The 16,343-nt window shown below is 38.3% G+C and carries 25 protein-coding genes, 1 tRNA gene and 2 pseudogenes; 9 read left to right on the top strand and 19 right to left on the bottom strand.

All coding sequences use genetic code 11. From position 1 onward, the window contains the following. Window positions 1–60: 60 nt before the first annotated feature. The 8 genes from CD03_RS0131615 to CD03_RS35535 all read right to left on the bottom strand — a co-directional run bounded on the left by CD03_RS0131615 (window position 61) and on the right by CD03_RS35535 (window position 2,592). The gene (locus CD03_RS0131615) at window positions 61–246 is read right to left on the bottom strand and encodes a hypothetical protein (protein WP_027294892.1); all 186 of its coding nucleotides are present in this window, start codon (window positions 244–246) and stop codon (window positions 61–63) included. Next, entirely contained in the window at window positions 246–440 is a 195-nt protein-coding gene (locus CD03_RS0131610) for a hypothetical protein (protein ID WP_027294893.1), read from the bottom strand. Before CD03_RS0131610 ends, CD03_RS0131615 begins: the two co-directional genes overlap by 1 nt. A 2-nt stretch (window positions 441–442) precedes the next feature. Further along, window positions 443–625 (bottom strand): hypothetical protein, encoded by a 183-nt coding sequence (locus tag CD03_RS0131605; RefSeq protein WP_027297037.1) that lies wholly within the window; start codon window positions 623–625, stop codon window positions 443–445. Window positions 626–793: 168 nt separating this feature from the next. Beyond that, entirely contained in the window at window positions 794–1,042 is a 249-nt protein-coding gene (locus CD03_RS0131600) for a hypothetical protein (protein WP_027297036.1), read from the bottom strand. Continuing rightward, window positions 1,042–1,524 carry a BRO family protein gene (locus tag CD03_RS39255; RefSeq protein ID WP_052378071.1) on the bottom strand — a complete coding sequence of 161 codons (483 nt, stop codon included), beginning with the start codon at window positions 1,522–1,524 and terminating at the stop codon, window positions 1,042–1,044. Before CD03_RS39255 ends, CD03_RS0131600 begins: the two co-directional genes overlap by 1 nt. Before the next feature lie 20 nt (window positions 1,525–1,544). Then, window positions 1,545–1,745, bottom strand: coding sequence for a BRO-N domain-containing protein (locus CD03_RS39250; RefSeq protein ID WP_027297035.1), 201 nt, complete (start codon window positions 1,743–1,745; stop codon window positions 1,545–1,547). A gap of 404 nt (window positions 1,746–2,149) precedes the next feature. Then, a complete protein-coding gene (locus tag CD03_RS39120; protein ID WP_255348099.1) occupies window positions 2,150–2,284 on the bottom strand; it encodes a hypothetical protein in 135 nt (44 codons plus the stop codon). 2 nt (window positions 2,285–2,286) lie between these two features. Further along, entirely contained in the window at window positions 2,287–2,592 is a 306-nt protein-coding gene (locus CD03_RS35535) for a helix-turn-helix domain-containing protein (protein ID WP_044289487.1), read from the bottom strand. 490 nt (window positions 2,593–3,082) lie between these two features. On the opposite strand from CD03_RS35535, the gene CD03_RS38165 reads away from it, so the two are divergent. The 7 genes from CD03_RS38165 to CD03_RS0131555 all read left to right on the top strand — a co-directional run bounded on the left by CD03_RS38165 (window position 3,083) and on the right by CD03_RS0131555 (window position 6,197). Then, window positions 3,083–3,244, top strand: coding sequence for a hypothetical protein (locus CD03_RS38165; protein ID WP_156043068.1), 162 nt, complete (start codon window positions 3,083–3,085; stop codon window positions 3,242–3,244). A 19-nt stretch (window positions 3,245–3,263) separates the two neighbouring features. Next, a complete protein-coding gene (locus tag CD03_RS38690; RefSeq protein WP_242849177.1) occupies window positions 3,264–3,428 on the top strand; it encodes a hypothetical protein in 165 nt (54 codons plus the stop codon). 26 nt (window positions 3,429–3,454) lie between these two features. Next, window positions 3,455–3,706, top strand: a complete 252-nt coding sequence (locus CD03_RS38685) for an ImmA/IrrE family metallo-endopeptidase (protein WP_052378070.1) — start codon at window positions 3,455–3,457, stop codon at window positions 3,704–3,706. A gap of 4 nt (window positions 3,707–3,710) precedes the next feature. Next, window positions 3,711–3,995, top strand: a complete 285-nt coding sequence (locus CD03_RS37570; RefSeq protein ID WP_044289801.1) for a DUF4428 domain-containing protein — start codon at window positions 3,711–3,713, stop codon at window positions 3,993–3,995. Continuing rightward, window positions 3,992–4,126 (top strand): hypothetical protein, encoded by a 135-nt coding sequence (locus CD03_RS39115; protein WP_255348125.1) that lies wholly within the window; start codon window positions 3,992–3,994, stop codon window positions 4,124–4,126. Before CD03_RS37570 ends, CD03_RS39115 begins: the two co-directional genes overlap by 4 nt. A gap of 46 nt (window positions 4,127–4,172) precedes the next feature. Then, window positions 4,173–4,463 carry an SHOCT domain-containing protein gene (locus CD03_RS38380; protein ID WP_197041716.1) on the top strand — a complete coding sequence of 97 codons (291 nt, stop codon included), beginning with the start codon at window positions 4,173–4,175 and terminating at the stop codon, window positions 4,461–4,463. A gap of 426 nt (window positions 4,464–4,889) precedes the next feature. Then, window positions 4,890–6,197: a tyrosine-type recombinase/integrase gene (locus CD03_RS0131555; protein ID WP_027294899.1), complete on the top strand. Its 1,308-nt coding sequence runs from the start codon at window positions 4,890–4,892 to the stop codon at window positions 6,195–6,197. Between the two features lie 86 nt (window positions 6,198–6,283). Here the strand turns inward: CD03_RS0131555 and CD03_RS0131550 are convergent. The 7 genes from CD03_RS0131550 to CD03_RS0131520 form a co-directional block, all read right to left on the bottom strand. After that, window positions 6,284–6,356: transfer RNA gene (locus tag CD03_RS0131550), tRNA-Gly, on the bottom strand. A 349-nt stretch (window positions 6,357–6,705) separates the two neighbouring features. Then, window positions 6,706–7,476 carry a nitroreductase family protein gene (locus CD03_RS0131545; protein WP_044289798.1) on the bottom strand — a complete coding sequence of 257 codons (771 nt, stop codon included), beginning with the start codon at window positions 7,474–7,476 and terminating at the stop codon, window positions 6,706–6,708. 99 nt (window positions 7,477–7,575) lie between these two features. Continuing rightward, window positions 7,576–9,381, bottom strand: coding sequence for an oligoendopeptidase F (gene pepF, locus CD03_RS0131540; RefSeq protein ID WP_027297033.1), 1,806 nt, complete (start codon window positions 9,379–9,381; stop codon window positions 7,576–7,578). A 204-nt stretch (window positions 9,382–9,585) separates the two neighbouring features. Continuing rightward, the gene (locus tag CD03_RS0131535) at window positions 9,586–11,070 is read right to left on the bottom strand and encodes a HEAT repeat domain-containing protein (RefSeq protein WP_027297032.1); all 1,485 of its coding nucleotides are present in this window, start codon (window positions 11,068–11,070) and stop codon (window positions 9,586–9,588) included. Between the two features lie 18 nt (window positions 11,071–11,088). After that, window positions 11,089–11,670: an HD domain-containing protein gene (locus tag CD03_RS0131530; RefSeq protein WP_027297031.1), complete on the bottom strand. Its 582-nt coding sequence runs from the start codon at window positions 11,668–11,670 to the stop codon at window positions 11,089–11,091. Between the two features lie 3 nt (window positions 11,671–11,673). After that, entirely contained in the window at window positions 11,674–12,078 is a 405-nt protein-coding gene (locus CD03_RS0131525) for a secondary thiamine-phosphate synthase enzyme YjbQ (protein WP_027297030.1), read from the bottom strand. Beyond that, window positions 12,075–12,854: a peptidoglycan recognition protein family protein gene (locus tag CD03_RS0131520; protein WP_027297029.1), complete on the bottom strand. Its 780-nt coding sequence runs from the start codon at window positions 12,852–12,854 to the stop codon at window positions 12,075–12,077. The genes CD03_RS0131525 and CD03_RS0131520 overlap by 4 nt, the downstream gene beginning before the upstream one ends. 199 nt (window positions 12,855–13,053) lie before the next feature. Between CD03_RS0131520 and CD03_RS40280 the strand changes: the two genes are divergently transcribed. Continuing rightward, window positions 13,054–13,176 carry a DUF6783 domain-containing protein gene (locus tag CD03_RS40280; protein WP_442969753.1) on the top strand — a complete coding sequence of 41 codons (123 nt, stop codon included), beginning with the start codon at window positions 13,054–13,056 and terminating at the stop codon, window positions 13,174–13,176. Here the strand turns inward: CD03_RS40280 and CD03_RS40275 are convergent. After that, window positions 13,132–13,233, bottom strand: a pseudogene (locus CD03_RS40275) (DUF6783 domain-containing protein); the annotation flags it as partial. The gene CD03_RS40280 and the pseudogene CD03_RS40275 sit on opposite strands and share 45 nt — an antisense overlap. On the opposite strand from CD03_RS40275, the pseudogene CD03_RS39720 reads away from it, so the two are divergent. Next, a pseudogene (locus CD03_RS39720) lies at window positions 13,186–13,365 on the top strand (DUF6783 domain-containing protein); the annotation flags it as partial. The pseudogenes CD03_RS40275 and CD03_RS39720 sit on opposite strands and share 48 nt — an antisense overlap. On the opposite strand, the gene CD03_RS0131515 reads toward CD03_RS39720, so the two are convergent. The 3 genes from CD03_RS0131515 to groL all read right to left on the bottom strand — a co-directional run bounded on the left by CD03_RS0131515 (window position 13,318) and on the right by groL (window position 16,336). Then, window positions 13,318–13,821: a DUF6106 family protein gene (locus tag CD03_RS0131515; protein WP_027297028.1), complete on the bottom strand. Its 504-nt coding sequence runs from the start codon at window positions 13,819–13,821 to the stop codon at window positions 13,318–13,320. The pseudogene CD03_RS39720 and the gene CD03_RS0131515 overlap by 48 nt on opposite strands. A gap of 85 nt (window positions 13,822–13,906) precedes the next feature. Next, window positions 13,907–14,584 carry a hypothetical protein gene (locus tag CD03_RS0131510; RefSeq protein WP_027297027.1) on the bottom strand — a complete coding sequence of 226 codons (678 nt, stop codon included), beginning with the start codon at window positions 14,582–14,584 and terminating at the stop codon, window positions 13,907–13,909. 129 nt (window positions 14,585–14,713) lie between these two features. Next, window positions 14,714–16,336, bottom strand: a complete 1,623-nt coding sequence (gene groL / locus CD03_RS0131505) for a chaperonin GroEL (RefSeq protein ID WP_027297026.1) — start codon at window positions 16,334–16,336, stop codon at window positions 14,714–14,716. Between the last annotated feature and the right edge of the window lie 7 nt (window positions 16,337–16,343).

The following is a 16,343-nucleotide window of genomic DNA, read 5'->3' as shown; positions in this document are numbered from 1 at the left end:
AATATTGGAACATAAATGTTACAATACTTTTGTTAGTTGTTCCCCTTTCTAAGTTGCCGCTTAGATGGGGGTTTTTAAATATACGACGTCCATATCCTTACTGTAAACCGCATGGAATACATCCCCGTTGCTGTCTGTTATAACGGCTTCTCTTCCGTCCATTTCAACGTTTAGCTTTGCCGTGTTAAACATTGTTCCCAAATGATCTAAAATGCGTCTTTCTGCTAAAGTAAATGCTAATTTCATTATTTTTCCTCCACTATCCCCAGGCAGTCAAACAACTTCCCCATGTTTATTAGGGCTTTTGTGCCTGTATATATTACATCCGGTATCTCCTGCTTTTTAAGCATGTTTCTAATAGCAGTTTCCGAGACGCCATATTGTTTCGTATATACTGCGGCTTTCTTCGGCGGCAGTAATTGGCTCCTTATCGTACCCATTTTTATTCTCCTTTTTCGAAAATCTTTCTGCAATATCGTTTATTCTCCAGTCGTTTGGTGTACGATCCTAAACATACAGCCGGACAGGTGAGTCTATCATCGTTTATAGGACACGTATCACAGGATTTACCATTACAGAATTCTGAATCCGTTTCAAACTTTTGATAATCTTTTTTTTTCTTCATACTTTAATCTCCTTTTCCAATTTTGATTTTTTATATAATCCGCAAAAGCATAACCATGCAGTAAGTAATCCCTAATATTGCACATACTGCCTGCATATTATTAAACTCACATCCGGCAGTAACAAAAATGTGATAATTGTCAAATATAACGCTTCCACCCAGTAGATGTCACCGCGTCTGATTAATTCTTGCATTATTTACCACCTTTCCCCTAGGTTCTGACAAATGAATTTCTCCATTTTCGTCAAGCGCTAAAACCATTGTTAATTTTGTTTCGATGTTATAAAGATCCATTACAACATAATCTGTTCCGTCATCGCTCATACCTTCTGCGATACGTGTTATGAGGTACCCTACTAGTGAGTTTAGATCTTCCTTGGATAAACTTCTTTCAGATGCGACAATACTTTCTTCCATTATTTTCTCCTTCTTGATTCCCTGCTGAAATGACCTTCTTGCAGGTTCAGCGCATCCGTTATTTTCTTCCGAGCAACTTCTCCCGGTCTGATAAATCCATTTCGATAGCCGGATATCTGGCTTCTACCTAAACCACTACGTTCTGATAATTCCGATGTAGACATATGGATACGATCCAAATAACTTGAAAATCCTATAGCGTCCCACGGTTTTGTATAGCCGCTACTCGATGTTTTATTTTCGGATGATTCACCGTCATTAATGTCCGGTACGATATGTCTTAAAATGTTAACCACATATCGTCGTGAGCTTGGAATGTTCCCCATGATCCGGGCGGCTTCTAAATAAATGTTTTTATCTTCTTCCTGATTCCCCATTGTGTAACCGCCCGTCTTTCTTATAGAAGGAAGAACTTCACTTGTTACCCAGTGTTTGAACTTCTTCGCTTCCGGCAGCTTACTACCAAATATCAAAGCATACATTCCGGACTCGTTAATTATTGTTAAATTTTGCTTTCCTCCAGGGTGACCATTTCGTTCACCCCTCTATCTTCGGTGTCAACATGATCCCTAACTGCCTTTTGTGGATTTGAATACCCCAGTGCTTCTGCTACATCTTTACCGACTAACCATGGCTCGCCGTCAATCTCAACTGTTCGTATCTGCCCGAACTCAGCATTTTCAAAAATCTTAATTTCGTTCATATCTTTGATTCCTCCTTTTTTCTATGATATAATTGAATTATTAAAGTGTAAGGGCGGTGTTTATTTTGACATTCCAGTGTAAGAAAATATTAAAACGTATAAGAAAATTATCAAATAATGAACCGATTAAATTACATTACCAGAATGGTTTAATTCGTGTGCACAATGATTTATCCAGGGTCTGTGATTGTTCTGATTTAAAAGTTGAAATGATTACTATCCTTAAAGAATTATGCCGTACCGAATACCTTGAATTTGGGAATCATGGTATTTTCACCTTGACACATTTAGGAATACATCCTTATCAGTACACCTGGGATAAAATGAAATCTTTTTTATTCAAATCCTTCTTCGTTCCGGTTGTAGTAGCCTTTTTCACTTCATTAATCACTTTTTGGATCTCTTTACAGTTTCCCGGTTAATGCCAGTGTGGTTAAAATGGCGGTCAGCATACTGAAAACTATAGTAAATAAGTAATGTAGTACCGCCCTGTCAAACTTTTTTATCTTCTTTTCTAATTCTTTATCGCGCTCATTCATCCCTACACCTCCACTTCGTCATGTTCGATCAATGACATATAGCATTTGATCAAAGATTTTTGTTTATCTGAGTATTCATCTAACTTGTAAGCCAAATTCCTACTCTCCTTCGACGGAATCTTTAACTCCGATACCAGGAAATCAATACTTACACCGAAGTATTCCGCCACCTCTTTCACTTTTTCAAGTGATGGATTTTTTGATTCCCAATTTCGGATCGTTCCATTTCCAAAGTGAAGATTACGTTCTAATTCGGCAATTGTGATACGTTCGCTATTACATAACTCTACAATTCTTTTAAAAAGCACATTTTTCACCTCTTTTCACTAGAAAATTTATAATATAGTATTGACAAACACTAGAAAATAATCTATTATATATGCATAAAGGTAACAGCAAATTATCATGTACCATAGCAGCAAGTTTCGCACACTTGTTGCTTTAGTAGATTTTTTTCATGTGTTCTTTGGTATAAACACATATTACATGATTTTTTTCTAGTTGTCAATACCTTTTGCATGATTTTTTTCATGTATTTTATTTTTTTTGAAAGGGGTACTGAAATGACTCTAGTAGATAGGATTAGAACACTAGCAAATCAGCGTGATATGAGTCTCCCCAATTTAGAAAGTGAACTGGGGTTAGGGAACGGAACTATTAGCCGATGGAAAACTCATCACCTAATACGGATAAGCTTTCTAAGGTGGCTGATTATTTTGACGTATCGGTTGACTACTTACTCGGCGTGAATTAACGGCTAAGGATGAGAAGGACATTGCGAAAGATTTAAGTAATATAATGGGTAAAATAAGATCCGGTGAAGATGGACCATTGAGATATAATGGTGCTGAAATAGATCCTGACTCATTAGATTTGTTACAAGACGCCATAGAAATGAGCCTTCGGCATCTAAAAGTAAAAAATAAGGAAATATACGATCCGTACAAAAACAAAAGATAAAAAAGTAGGTGGGGATAAATTGAAAAAAGACATAAAATGTCTAACAGCCTTCTTTATAAGAAAATACGGGACTAATAACCCTTTTGAGATTGCCAGGTCATTAGGTATTGAGGTTTTCAAAGTTCCTTTAGGTGAAATCAGCGGATATTACAAATATCAAAAAAGCATAAATGTATCTTTATAAATTCTGAATTAGAAGATATGTATTTTATGCGGTTGGTTATGGCGCATGAACTGGGGCACGCAATTATGCACTCAAAAGAGAACTGCTACTTCTTAGAACATCATACACTAATGCTCACCAACAAAAATGAAGTAGAAGCAAATCGTTTTGCCGTAAATTTATTAATATCAGATGACGAACTGTCAGATTATAAAGAATTCACTGTCGATCAAATATCAAGAATCACGGGCTATGGGATGAAATTAATAGAATTAAGAATGAAAGATTATGGGAGATAATATTATGGGATTATTAGGTAAAAAAGAAGCATGCGGCATATGTGGCGGTAAAACAGGCTTACTTAGCATAAACGTGAATGACGGCAAAATATGTCGTGACTGTACTAAAAGTATTGGCGGAACTTTTGGGATTAACATTAACTCATTTGATGATTTTCATCAATATAGAGAAAGTCTCAAAGACAATGAAATTCTTCTTAATACTTTTACGATCACTAATAAAGAAGATCCTTATATTTTTATAGATACTAAAATAAACTTTTCAAAATCGGCAAAAAAAACGCTGTGAACAGTAATAAGGTATTTCATTTTAATGAATTAATTGATTATGAATATGTAGAAGACGGAGAAACCATTACAAAGGGCGGGATCGGCTCCGCTGTTGTTGGGGCGCATTGTTTGGCGCTGTTGGGGCTATAGTAGGTGGAACAACGGGAAAAAAGAAACTAAGCCGGTTGTCACTGATATGCATATTCGTATCTCATTAAACAACAAATGGATTTCGAACATGACTATAGAACTTTTGTCCAGTGAAACAAAAAAATCCAGTATGACCTATGGTCTGATGAAAAGTTCATCTGAACGAATCATATCACTATTAGATTTAATAGTAAGGCAATCTGAAAATGTTACTGATCCGGTGCAAAACACTTCGTCGGTAGCAGATGAAATATTAAAATTCAAAAATCTTTTAGATATTGGCGCTATTACATTGGAAGAATTTGAAGCAAAAAAGAAGCAATTACTTAATCTTTAACTAATTTACTACACTTTACCACGCAATTACCACGGGTTTACTACGCTTACTTTCCAGTGTTTATGAGGGTTACCACGAGTACTACAGGTTTTCTCAACATCTTTTATGTTTTTAACTATAAAAAATTTTTTATATTATTATATAATAAGAAATTTATATATATATTAATAACTGTGTGACGTTAAAGTGCTAAAGAATGTAGTAACCATGCGGGTTTGAGAGTGATTTTTACTTAAATTTACGATTACAAATGACTACAGAAAACAAAAACTGCCCGGTATTGGAGTACCGAACAGTTTTAGATAACCTATCAACCAAAATGGATGTAGATTAATTTAAATTAGTCACTTAGATTATAACATACATCCTTAAAATTTCATAGGGTGTATTTTTTATACCCTTTTTTAAGAGAAAGGATGATATTTAATGGCAAGCGTAAGAAAAAGAGGTAACACATATCAGATCACCGTCAGCAATGGCTATGACTGTGCCGGGAAAAAAATTATTGAAACTACTACTTACAGGATGGACATGTCGCTGACTCCTAAAAAGCAAGAAAAGGCACTGGACGTATTTGTGATGGAGTTTGAGCAAAAAGTAAAATCCGGCAAATATTATGACGGTGAAAAAATTACATTTAAAGACTTTTCCGAAAAGTGGTGGGAAGACTATGCAAAACAAAAATTAGAGCTGACTACACAGGAAGTTTATGAGGATCGTTTAAAACGTCATATCCTCCCTGCTATCGGTCATCTTAAAATGGCAAAGATTACACCTATGACATTACAGACCTTTTATAATAAGCTGTTTAAAGACGGTAGTAGATCCGACGGAAAACCCGGCGGCTTGAGCCTGGGAAGTGTACAAAAAATAAACACTGTAATAAGTTCTGTATTAAGTACTGCCGTAAGATGGGGTGTTATAGACTCCAATCCCTGCCGCAAAGTTACCGTGTCGCAGCCGGCGCAAGATAAAGTAGTGGACAACAAAGTTAAACACTTCAATGCGGAACAGGCTGAACGCTTCTTACAGGCGCTTGAAATGTCCTATACGAGTGTTTATAAGGCACACGGTAGAATCGATGATACAGGGCGAAAATACAACGTTAAGGACTATATGCAGAGCCATCAAATGTCCATGTCATTAAAAGTATTCTTTCAAATGGCATTGTTCGGCGGCTTCCGGCGCGGGGAATTAATAGCCCTTACCTGGGATGATATAGATTTTTCTAAAAACACTATTCACGTTCCAACCTCTTCCGCCATGGTAAAAGGGAAGATGATTACAAAAAAGCCAAAAACGAAAGACTCGGAAAGGGATGTGGTATTACCACTTCCGGTTATGGAATCCTTAAAGAAATGGAGAGCACAACAAAATATGCTAATTATTAAGATGGGGGAAATTTGGAACCGAGACGGGAATTTTGTATTTACAAGGTGGGACGGCAGGCAGATGAACCCCAGTACTCCTACACACGCATTTAAAAGCGTTGTGAGAAAGTACAATCTGACTGTGGATGATGAACATAAGCTTCCGGACATAAACCTGCACTGTCTGCGGCACACCACCGCTACACTGCTGATTAGTAAGAAAACCGACATAAGCACAGTATCCGCACTGTTAGGACATAAGCGCAAAAGTACCACAATGGATATTTACACACATGCTCTAAAAGAATCAAACTCTGTTGCATCGGATACCTTAGAAGATCTTTTATTAAAAAAATCCATGTAGTAGTCAAACAGTAGTCAAATAAAAAAATCACCCTGGTGTGGATGATCTTAAACATCAAAAAAGCCCGTATTTACGGGCAAAACAAAAGCGCGAGACGGGACTCGAACCCGCGGCCTCGACCTTGGCAAGGTCGCGCTCCACCAACTGAGCCACTCGCGCATAACTTACTTCTTCTTCTTTTTTATCTCCTTGAGACAAGAATTATAATACTATATCTTCCTGGATTTGTCAACAGTTATTTTGAAATTTTTTATATTTTTCAAATTGTATATTCTATTTTGTTAAAAAATAGAATGAAGAACGGTATTCAAAAGCTGAACAACATTTCCCTGTTATTCAAAAAACTAGAAAACCCAGGGACTTTCCAGGCAAATGATACCATCCTCCATTAGATATTTAATATTTACTGTTATCATTATAGCTTAATTTAAGATATTATATTAATTTATAATTCAGTTTTCATTATTTTAATATTCACTATATTTCACACTTCCCCAGCATTTACAAATTACTGTTTCAACAGAATACTCAGGACATATTGATTATTCGGAAGTGATTTATGAGTGATATTATTCAGGCGGATTAAGTCTAAATCCACCCAGATCTCTTCTGCTGCAATCATAACATTGGCGAACATGATTCCCAGATTTAATTCTGCAAATTTACCAAAGGTCCCATTCGCCATCACTGCTTTTTTACAGAAAACATGAATTCTGTTTTCATATACAACGAATCTCCAGGGCTGGCTGTTATAGCTGGATGGTGCCAGCCTTGCAGTATCCAGAATCTCTTTCACCCAGGTTTTGGGCCTTTCTTTATATGCGCATAGTTCATCCATACTCAGACGCTTCGCTTCATAATCATGGCGAAACAGGGAACCCTTAGGGAATCCGAATGCCATCGCAGTGACAAATTCATACCCTTCTTCTTCCATCTTTTTATCTTTTCTTTTTGCCATGCCCAAAAAGCAGCATCCAATGCCCTTTGTATTTAAATACAATGATATATGCTCCATAATATAGCCTGCATGCAGATCTCTTTTTTCTTTCTTCTCAGCGTACAGAGCGATATAATAAGGCGCGCTTACATTTACAAGTCCACCAACACGGCCTCTTTTTGTAACATTATCAATAATTTCAACTTTCACACCAATTCCAGGAAATATCGGTTCTATTTCCTCTACAAATTCCAGGATCCCGCATAAGATTTTATCATCTATAGCTTCCTTTTTAAAATTCCGTATCGATTTTCTGACATAAATCGCTTCGTACAGATTCATTCTTCTCACCCATTTAAACATTTTGTAACAATATTGTAACATGTTTTTATCAGAATATCTACTGCAAATTTGATGGAAAATTGTTTTTTTTTCAAAGCATTAACTGTACAATTGTTCTAATTTATCCAAATAACTTTCAAAAACTTTCAAAGCCTCATCCACCGGCTCCGGCCGTGTCATATCCACTCCGCACAATTTCAGCAAGTCAATAGGATCCATGGAACTTCCGCTGCTTAAAAACTTCTTATAGTTTTCTACTGCATCTTTCTCTCCATTTAATATTTTACTGCTGATGGCAATTGCAGCCGAGAATCCCGTTGCATATTGATATACATAAAATGGTGTATAAAAATGAGGAATTCTTGCCCATTCATAGGAAATATCCTCATCAATCACCATGCCATCTCCATAATAAGTTTTATTCAGATTATAATATAATTTGCACAATATTTCTGCATTCAGTGTACCGCCTTCTCCCACTACTTTATGAGTTGCTATTTCAAATTCTGCAAACATTGTCTGGCGGTATAGGGTGCTCTTGAACTGATCCAGGAAGTAATTAATCAGATATGCCTTTTCCTGTCTATCCTCTGTCTTTTCAATTAAATGATGAATCAGAAGTGCTTCATTGCATGTAGATGCCACTTCAGCCACAAAAATCTTATACCCGGCATAAATATACGGTTGGTTTTCATCCGAATAATAAGAATGCAGAGCATGCCCCATCTCATGTGCCAGAGTAAATACACTATTCAGATTATTCTGATGATTCAGCAATACATAGGGATGAGTTCCATAAGCGCCCCAGGAGTAAGCACCTGTCCTCTTTCCTTCATTTTCATATACATCAATCCAGCGGCTGTCAAATCCCTTTTTCAATAAATCCAGATACTCATCCCCCAGGGGTTCCAGCCCTTCCAGTACGATTTTCTTTGCCTGATCGTAAGCAATCTTCATATCTACTCCGGACACCATGGAAACATGAAGATCATACATGTGAAGTTCATCCAGATTTAAAAGTTTTTTTCGTAATTCTACATAACGGTACATCAGATTTATATTCTTATGAACTGCTTCAATCAGATTATCATAGACATGAATCGGTATATTACTGTCATCAAGGGCTGCTGCAAGTGCGGAATCATACTTTCTTGTTTTGGCAAAAAAAGCTGCCTGTCTCGCATTGGCATCGAAAGTAGCCGCCAGTGTATTCTGAAAGCTCTTATAAGAGGCGTAAATGGTATCAAAAGCTTCTTTGCGGACATTCCTGTCCTTGCTTTCTAAAAAGGATATATAGCGCCCCTGTGTCAATCTGGTGATATCTCCATTTTCATCTGTTATATCTCCAAATTTAATATCTGCGTTGTTAAACATACTGAAAATATTGCCCGGTCCCTGGGCAACCTCAGAAACACCCGCCAGTAACTCTTCCTCTTGCTCAGATAAAACATGGTTTTTCTGCCTGATGATATCTGTCAAAAATTTCTCGTATCTGCTAAGATCACTTGTCTCTTCTTTGAATTTCTCCAGTAATTCTTCCGGTATCCCAAGAATTTCCGGCACCACAAAAGCCGTAGCACTGTTAAGCATGGTCATTATTACCTGCGATTCTCCGGACATCTGCTGATACTTTCCATTACCGGTATTCTCATGTAATTTCTGGTTTGCATAGACATAGATTTTTTCCCCAAGCTGATTCATCTCACTGTAGGCATCCAGCATTTCCAGAAGGCGGCTTCCACTGTCTTTTAAATGTCCCCGAAAGGCTGTAAAATCCTCAATCATTTTCTCCAGCTGCCTGCTGTCTTCTCCCCATGCCTCATCTGTTTTGTAGAGATCTTCTATTGCCCATGTATTTTCAATCTTCTGTTGTTCCCTGGTTATAATCTGGTTTCCTTCTGCCATATAAATACCTCCATTCTTTGCTTCCATTATTATGGTTAAGTATACGATCCTGAAAAATTGCTGTCAAGGGGGTACATCCCGGTCAGTCCAATTCTTTAAAAAAATCACACAACAAAAAACCAGAGATGCTCTATAGCAGCTCCGGTTCTAATCTTATAAGGATAATCCCTATCAGACAATTCATCAGTCATCAATAGTCATCCGCTATCTGCATTTCACAATAAAAACGCTGCTGCCTTCCCGATCATTAATTACTGTTTCTTTTACCAGTTTAAAATAATTTTGTCTTCGCAGTGTACCCAGGAGTACCTCTCTCTCGTCGGAATACATTACAATGCATCCGTCCTCTTTTAACACCTCTGTGGATTTCGACCAGAATTTCTCGTAAAGTTTCTGCACAAATACCCGGTCTTTTGTCTTAGATACACCCGGCATATTAGTCACAATCTCATCGAACAGATATTCATGGCGGAAATCAAAATAATCCCGGTTAATGTAATGAGCTATCATGCCTGCATATTTCGTATTTTCCTCTGCTTTTACTACCGCTTCTTCCAAAATATCAAGACCATAAATCGGATCTGCCTTAGATATTTTACTGCGTTCTATCAGCATGGTTCCTACACCGCAAAACGGATCTAATACCTGTGCCCCATCTTTTAAATATTCTTTAGAAAGTTCCATGATAAGCGCCGCATTGCAGGGAGATATAGAGGTGGGCAGCGCCTGCTTCCGATAAGCAAACCGTTTATCCTCTAAGGTATATAACTTTAACAGTGGAATAAAATCCCCTGCTTTATTCTCAATCAGACGCAGTTCTATTTCATATTCAGATGAAGAATTAATCATTTTTCTATCCAGCTGCTTTTCAAGAGATGCTGAAAATTTACGTATAAACGTTCCCTTCTTATCCAACGTCATACGGCTTTTTAACTCAACGCGAAAATAAAACGATCCCTCTTCACTATGCATTTCCTCCAAAAAAGGCAGCAGGCCTGAACGTTTCAGCTGATATGCCATTTCCTCTGGCGTTCCTTTCAGTACCGGGGCTCCTTTGACAGGAAACAGCATTTCCTGATAAGTACGGATTGGCAGAATATCCGTAAGGCATTCAGTAGCTACCCGCAGGCCTCCTGCAAGCATCTTAATCTCTCCGCCTTTAATCTGGTTTTTCGTTACTTCCCTGTGGTTTCGGTTTGTAAGTAAAATCACTTCCAACGCTTTATCCACTCCTGTAAACTTATGCTTTTGCGGCTTTTCATATTTCAGAATCATATTTTGCAGCAGCGCAGCTTCTTCCCTCACATGCTTCACATTAGATTCCTCTACCGGATCATTTGTGAGTTCTGAAAGCCTTTCTTTTAACATAGGGAGGTATTCCTGATATTCATACTGTGAAATTGCTTTTAACAAATCTGCTTTTATAAAGAGTTTTTCTTCCTTTTTATATGCCTTTATCAAAACCGGCAATAAATCCTGGCATTCCAGATCCCCTATTATAAGAGCTGCATTTTTTCTTACTTTCGCATCTTCATTCTTTAAAAGTGTAACAAACACTTCAAATTCTCCTGCCAGTTCATATGCCAGTGCACGTTTAGCAAAAGGTTCTTTCATTTCCTGCCGAAGAGAAATCAAATTTTTTCTTACCTCGGTACCATCACAAATACTTTTATATAACTCTTTTATCATAAAGCTCCTTACAGGCTTCTAAGCCCGCTCTCTCTCATTATTCTTTTCCATGATTTTTTTACGGCTCTGTTCCAGTACAAGATCTCTTAATTTACCGGTAACCGTAAACTCTCTGGCTTCATTTACCCCATAATTCATCTGCAGCTCATACTCCAGTGGAAGCCAGGTTGATATATCTGCTTCGTTATGCTGAATAACCGCTTCCATTTTATCTAATACATGAAATAATCTGGCCTCTTTTGACTTGTTTTCCTCCATCTCCCGGTGGAGATCTAAAAACTCCTGCTTCCTGCCATCGTCCAGCATTTCAGCAATATTTCTTATTTCTGATCCTTCAACTGCTTTTGCTTCTTCTGTCTTTTCAAAACAGGGGATATCGCCTGTCACAGCCTCTCCCATATCATGAACCAGGCACATATGCATCACCTTTTCCATATCCAGATCAGGAAAATCATCCTGCAGCAGCCAGGCAAACATTACCAGACTAAAACAGTGCTCTGCTACACTTTCTTTTCTTCCCGACGAAGTCTCACAATGTCTGGTATTACATTTTAACTGTTCTGCAAGTTTCAGAAACTTTAATATGGATTCTGCATTCACAGATTACCCCTCCATCACTTTTACATAATAAGACCTGTTACGGGGACCGTCAAATTCACAAAAATAAACTGCCTGCCAGGTACCCAGTATCAGCTTGCCATTTTCCAGTATCAGCGTAGAAGATGCTCCTACTGCTGCCGATTTCATATGGGCATGGGAATTTCCTTCAAAATGGCGGTATTCTTTATCCTGCGTAGGAAATACCTTTTCATAACCGTAAATAAAATCTGTGCAGACATCCGGATCACAGTTCTCATTAATGGTAATGCCAGCCGTTGTATGGGGACAATAAATGACAACAATTCCATCCGTGACCCCGCTTTTTTTTACATCCTCTTTTATGCTTCCTGTAATATCCACAAGACGCTGCCGCTGTGATATTGTTAAATTATGCTTATAGGTGCTCATTTCGTATACTCCTCCATATAATTTCCTACATCTGTCTTAAAAGCTTCCCACTTATCTTCATTTTCCACAAAATACTTGGGGCAGATTTTTCCCGTAACATCGTAATGCCTGATTATCTGATCCGTCCCCAGGTCGAACTTCCCGCACAGAAAAGCCACCAGCTTAACAAGAGATTCATAGGTTGCATCATTATATTTACCGCTTTCATCCGGGTGACAGCACTCAATAGAAACGGTATCGTTATTTCTGTCATTGGAAGCATATGCCATCTCGGAAGTCGGTACACACTGAATAATTTCCCCATCCAGTCCGATAACAAAATTACTGCTCAGATAATCATTCTGAAGATCCTTGAGACTATCAAAATAATCCCTGTTTTCCTGCGCCGTGGTCATAGGATTTGCAAGATAATGTACCACAATAGCAGTAATCTTATCAGTAGGTATCCCCGGTCTTGAATATGGATTTATATCTAACAGCTGAACATCAATATCCGGCTCCGGTATAGGATTCCCATCTTCCGTATCCTTAGCCTGCTGGTTTTCTGCAGTTGTTTCCGAAACACTGACCGGCTGAGTCTTATGGAATACCAGTTTATAACCTGCAACAGCAAGAACAATAATAAATATTCCGGCTCCTATCACGATTGTTCTTCTCACCATCTCTTCGCGCTGCTGCTTCTGTGTTGCCTGTCCCCCTCTTGATCTCCTTTGGGACGATCTTCTTTTGCTTCTTTCAATTTTTCTGGTATATCTGCTTCTATGATTGCTTCTCATTCGTATTCTCACTTGACCGCATGTATATCGCAAGCCTGCCTGCGATACTGCCATATAATAGTGTGATAGTCCTTCACACCTTTTCCAGGTTGCATTTCCGTTCTGCATAAAGTTTTCGTACTTTATTTTAACTCTTCCAGTATACCTTGATATTGTGAAAATTTTTACAACAATATCTTAAATTTTCCTTAACACAAGAGTGGGAATTAATTCTCAACCACGCTCTAGAGCGTGTTTTAAAATTGCTTTCTGGCAGCTGTGCGTCACAGTTTGTGGGAGATTTGTCCCGGATGAAGGGCGCGTAGCGGGCTACGTAACCTGAATTCGGGGCAAATATGCCGCAAAGTGGGGCGTGCAGATGGCAGGAATGAATTTTCAACCACGCTCTGGCACAGAAAAAATAGCGCTTTCACTTAAACAGTGCGGCGCTACTTTTGTCTGCCCATACAGAGCAATTCATACTCTACATCAGTTTTACTTTACTTGGTGCAATTCTCCGGATATCATTTAACATCACGTCATTTGGCTCAAAAAGAATCTTTTCCAATCCTTTATCAGACTGCATAATTAATGCGAAAATCTTATGATCCGGTTCACCTGAAGAAAAATCAACTAATTTAATACTATTATTCTGATTGTAATAATCCAGTTCATGAGAATTTACGGGTGCCATAAGTACCATCTTTTCCAGATCCAGGCTGCGGGCTCTCTTTCTTTTTGTCTTCGACATAATCCTGTCCACATCCAGTTCTCCATTTACATACAGGTACTCAAATTCCAGGTCAAATCTTGGAATCAGGAAATAATCCGCAACACCTATGGCAATCAAAGCGATTAATCCGAAGGGAGTAACAAACAGCCCTACAAATGCGATCAAAACGGTAGCAACAATCAAAAGCACTTTCTTTACCTGGTCTGATACCGGTGTTTTCCTCTTAACAATTAACTCTGTGTACAAATCACTCATGTTCTTCCTCCTAAATTAGCAATACTTGTATTCTTTTATTATAAAGCCATTCGCTGAAATAATAAAGTATTTCTTCTCTTTTTCCTTAATTTGATCCAAAAAGATAATTTACATATTTTGCAGAAGTTTCAGTTCGTTCAGAACTTGCTACCGGACAGAGAATGACCGGACTGTAACTTGCCATCTGTGAATCCTTGATCAATTTGCTGTCTTCAATACGGAGTCCACACGTATATTCCGTCCCTGTATCATTATCTTTGCCAGTCATAAGGTAATCCTTATATTTTTCATAATCAGCCTCCGAAAGAATTCCTTTCCAGTCCTGGAATGCCCCGGCACCTGCATAATACTCAAATAAATCTTCCGGTACAATCATAAGATCCAGATCTCCCGTCGACATAACCGCCATGACTTTTGTAATACTGCTGACCGTCATCTGATCCTGCTGGTCCAGATTAATCATTGCAGATGCATCAAAGGTAACCTGCTCTCCTGTTTCCTCAAAGCCCGCTGCCTTTACAAAACCATCCGTAAGCGGTGAACCTTCCGTATCCACCATGTTCGTATTCAGTGCCATGACATACAGACCGGTTTTGATCTGTTTCCCCTTATAGATATCTACACCAAGCCAGACAATAACAACAATTATTGCAAGAATAACCAGCACAAACTTGTAATAATCCCAGAAATACTGTAATTTCCCTTTAAATGTCATGTCTTTTAACTTTGCTTTTTCCTCTGTTGCCTTCTCCTTAAATGACATCTTCTGATTTTGCTCCTTTTTCGTTTGTTTACCAACTAGTTTAACATAAATAAGGACGAACGTCTATCTCGTTCGTCCTCACTTTTTGTAAAATTTCTCTAAAAAATATTAAACTGAAGTTACCAGATATTACATCATGCCCATTCCAGGATTTCCTGCCGGCATAGCTGGAGCATCTTCTTTAATATTTGCAACACAGGATTCTGTTGTAAGGAAAGTACTAGCAACACTGGTTGCATTCTGCAGAGCGCTTCTTGTAACCTTTACAGGATCAAGGATTCCAGCTTCTACCATGTCTACATATGCTTCTTTTGCTGCATCAAATCCAATACCAACTTCGGATTCTTTAATCTTGTTGATAACTACAGATCCTTCTAATCCTGCATTTGCAACAATGTGGAACAGAGGGGATTCCAGAGCTTTTAAGATTACTTTTGCACCGGTTTTAACATCGCCTTCCAGAGTTCCTACTAATGTTTCTACTTCTTTTGCTGCATGGATATAAGCAGATCCGCCGCCTGCGATGATTCCTTCTTCAACTGCAGCTCTGGTTGCATTTAATGCATCTTCCATACGCAGTTTTGCTTCTTTCATTTCTGTTTCGGTAGCTGCTCCTACACGGATAACTGCAACTCCGCCTGCCAGTTTTGCAAGTCTTTCCTGTAATTTTTCTCTGTCAAAATCAGATGTTGTCTCTTCGATCATTGCTTTGATCTGGGACACTCTGTTGTCGATTGTCTCTTTATCTCCGTATCCGTCAACAATGATTGTATTTTCTTTCTGAACTTTTACGGATTTCGCACGTCCAAGCTGTTCCATTGTAGTTTCTTTTAAATCTAAGCCCAGTTCATCAGAAATTACCTGTCCGCCGGTTAAAATAGCGATATCTTCTAACATTGCTTTTCTTCTGTCGCCATAACCCGGAGCTTTTACACCTACTACCTGGAATGTTCCTCTTAATTTATTAACAATTAAGGTTGTAAGTGCTTCGCCTTCGATGTCTTCTGCGATGATTAAAAGTTTTTTGCCGGACTGTACGATCTGCTCTAATAATGGAAGGATTTCCTGGATGTTGGAGATCTTCTTATCTGTGATTAAAATATATGGATCATCCAGATTCGCTTCCATTTTTTCCATATCAGTTGCCATGTATGCAGAGATATATCCTCTGTCAAACTGCATACCTTCTACAAGGTCTAATTCTGTCATCATCGTTTTTGATTCTTCGATTGTGATAACTCCGTCGTTTGAAACTTTTTCCATAGCATCTGCTACCATGTTTCCAACTTCATCATCACCAGCGGAGATAGCTGCAACTTTAGCGATCTGGCCTTTTCCGTTTACTTTACGGCTCATAGCTGCGATAGAATCTACTGCAGTCTGGGTTGCTTTTTTCATACCTTTTCTGAGTTCAATTGGGTTTGCTCCTGCTGCCAGGTTCTTCATTCCTTCATGAATCATTGCCTGTGCCAATACTGTTGCTGTCGTAGTACCATCACCAGCCACATCATTTGTCTTTGTAGCAACTTCCTTAACCAGCTGTGCGCCCATGTTTTCAAATGCATCTTCTAATTCGATTTCTTTTGCAATTGTAACACCATCGTTTGTGATAAGCGGAGTACCGAATTGTTTGTCAAGTACAACGTTTCTTCCTTTCGGTCCTAATGTTACTCTTACTGTATTTGCTAATTTGTCTACACCAGCTTCTAATGCTGTTCTTGCATCAATGCCGTATTTAATTTCCTTTGCCATGTCTTAT

This window comes from Robinsoniella sp. KNHs210, assembly GCF_000686105.1.
In the GTDB taxonomy this organism is placed as follows: domain Bacteria; phylum Bacillota; class Clostridia; order Lachnospirales; family Lachnospiraceae; genus Robinsoniella; species Robinsoniella peoriensis.
Note: the sequence above shows the minus strand (reverse complement) of the source record. Positions and strands in the feature narration are given on the sequence as shown.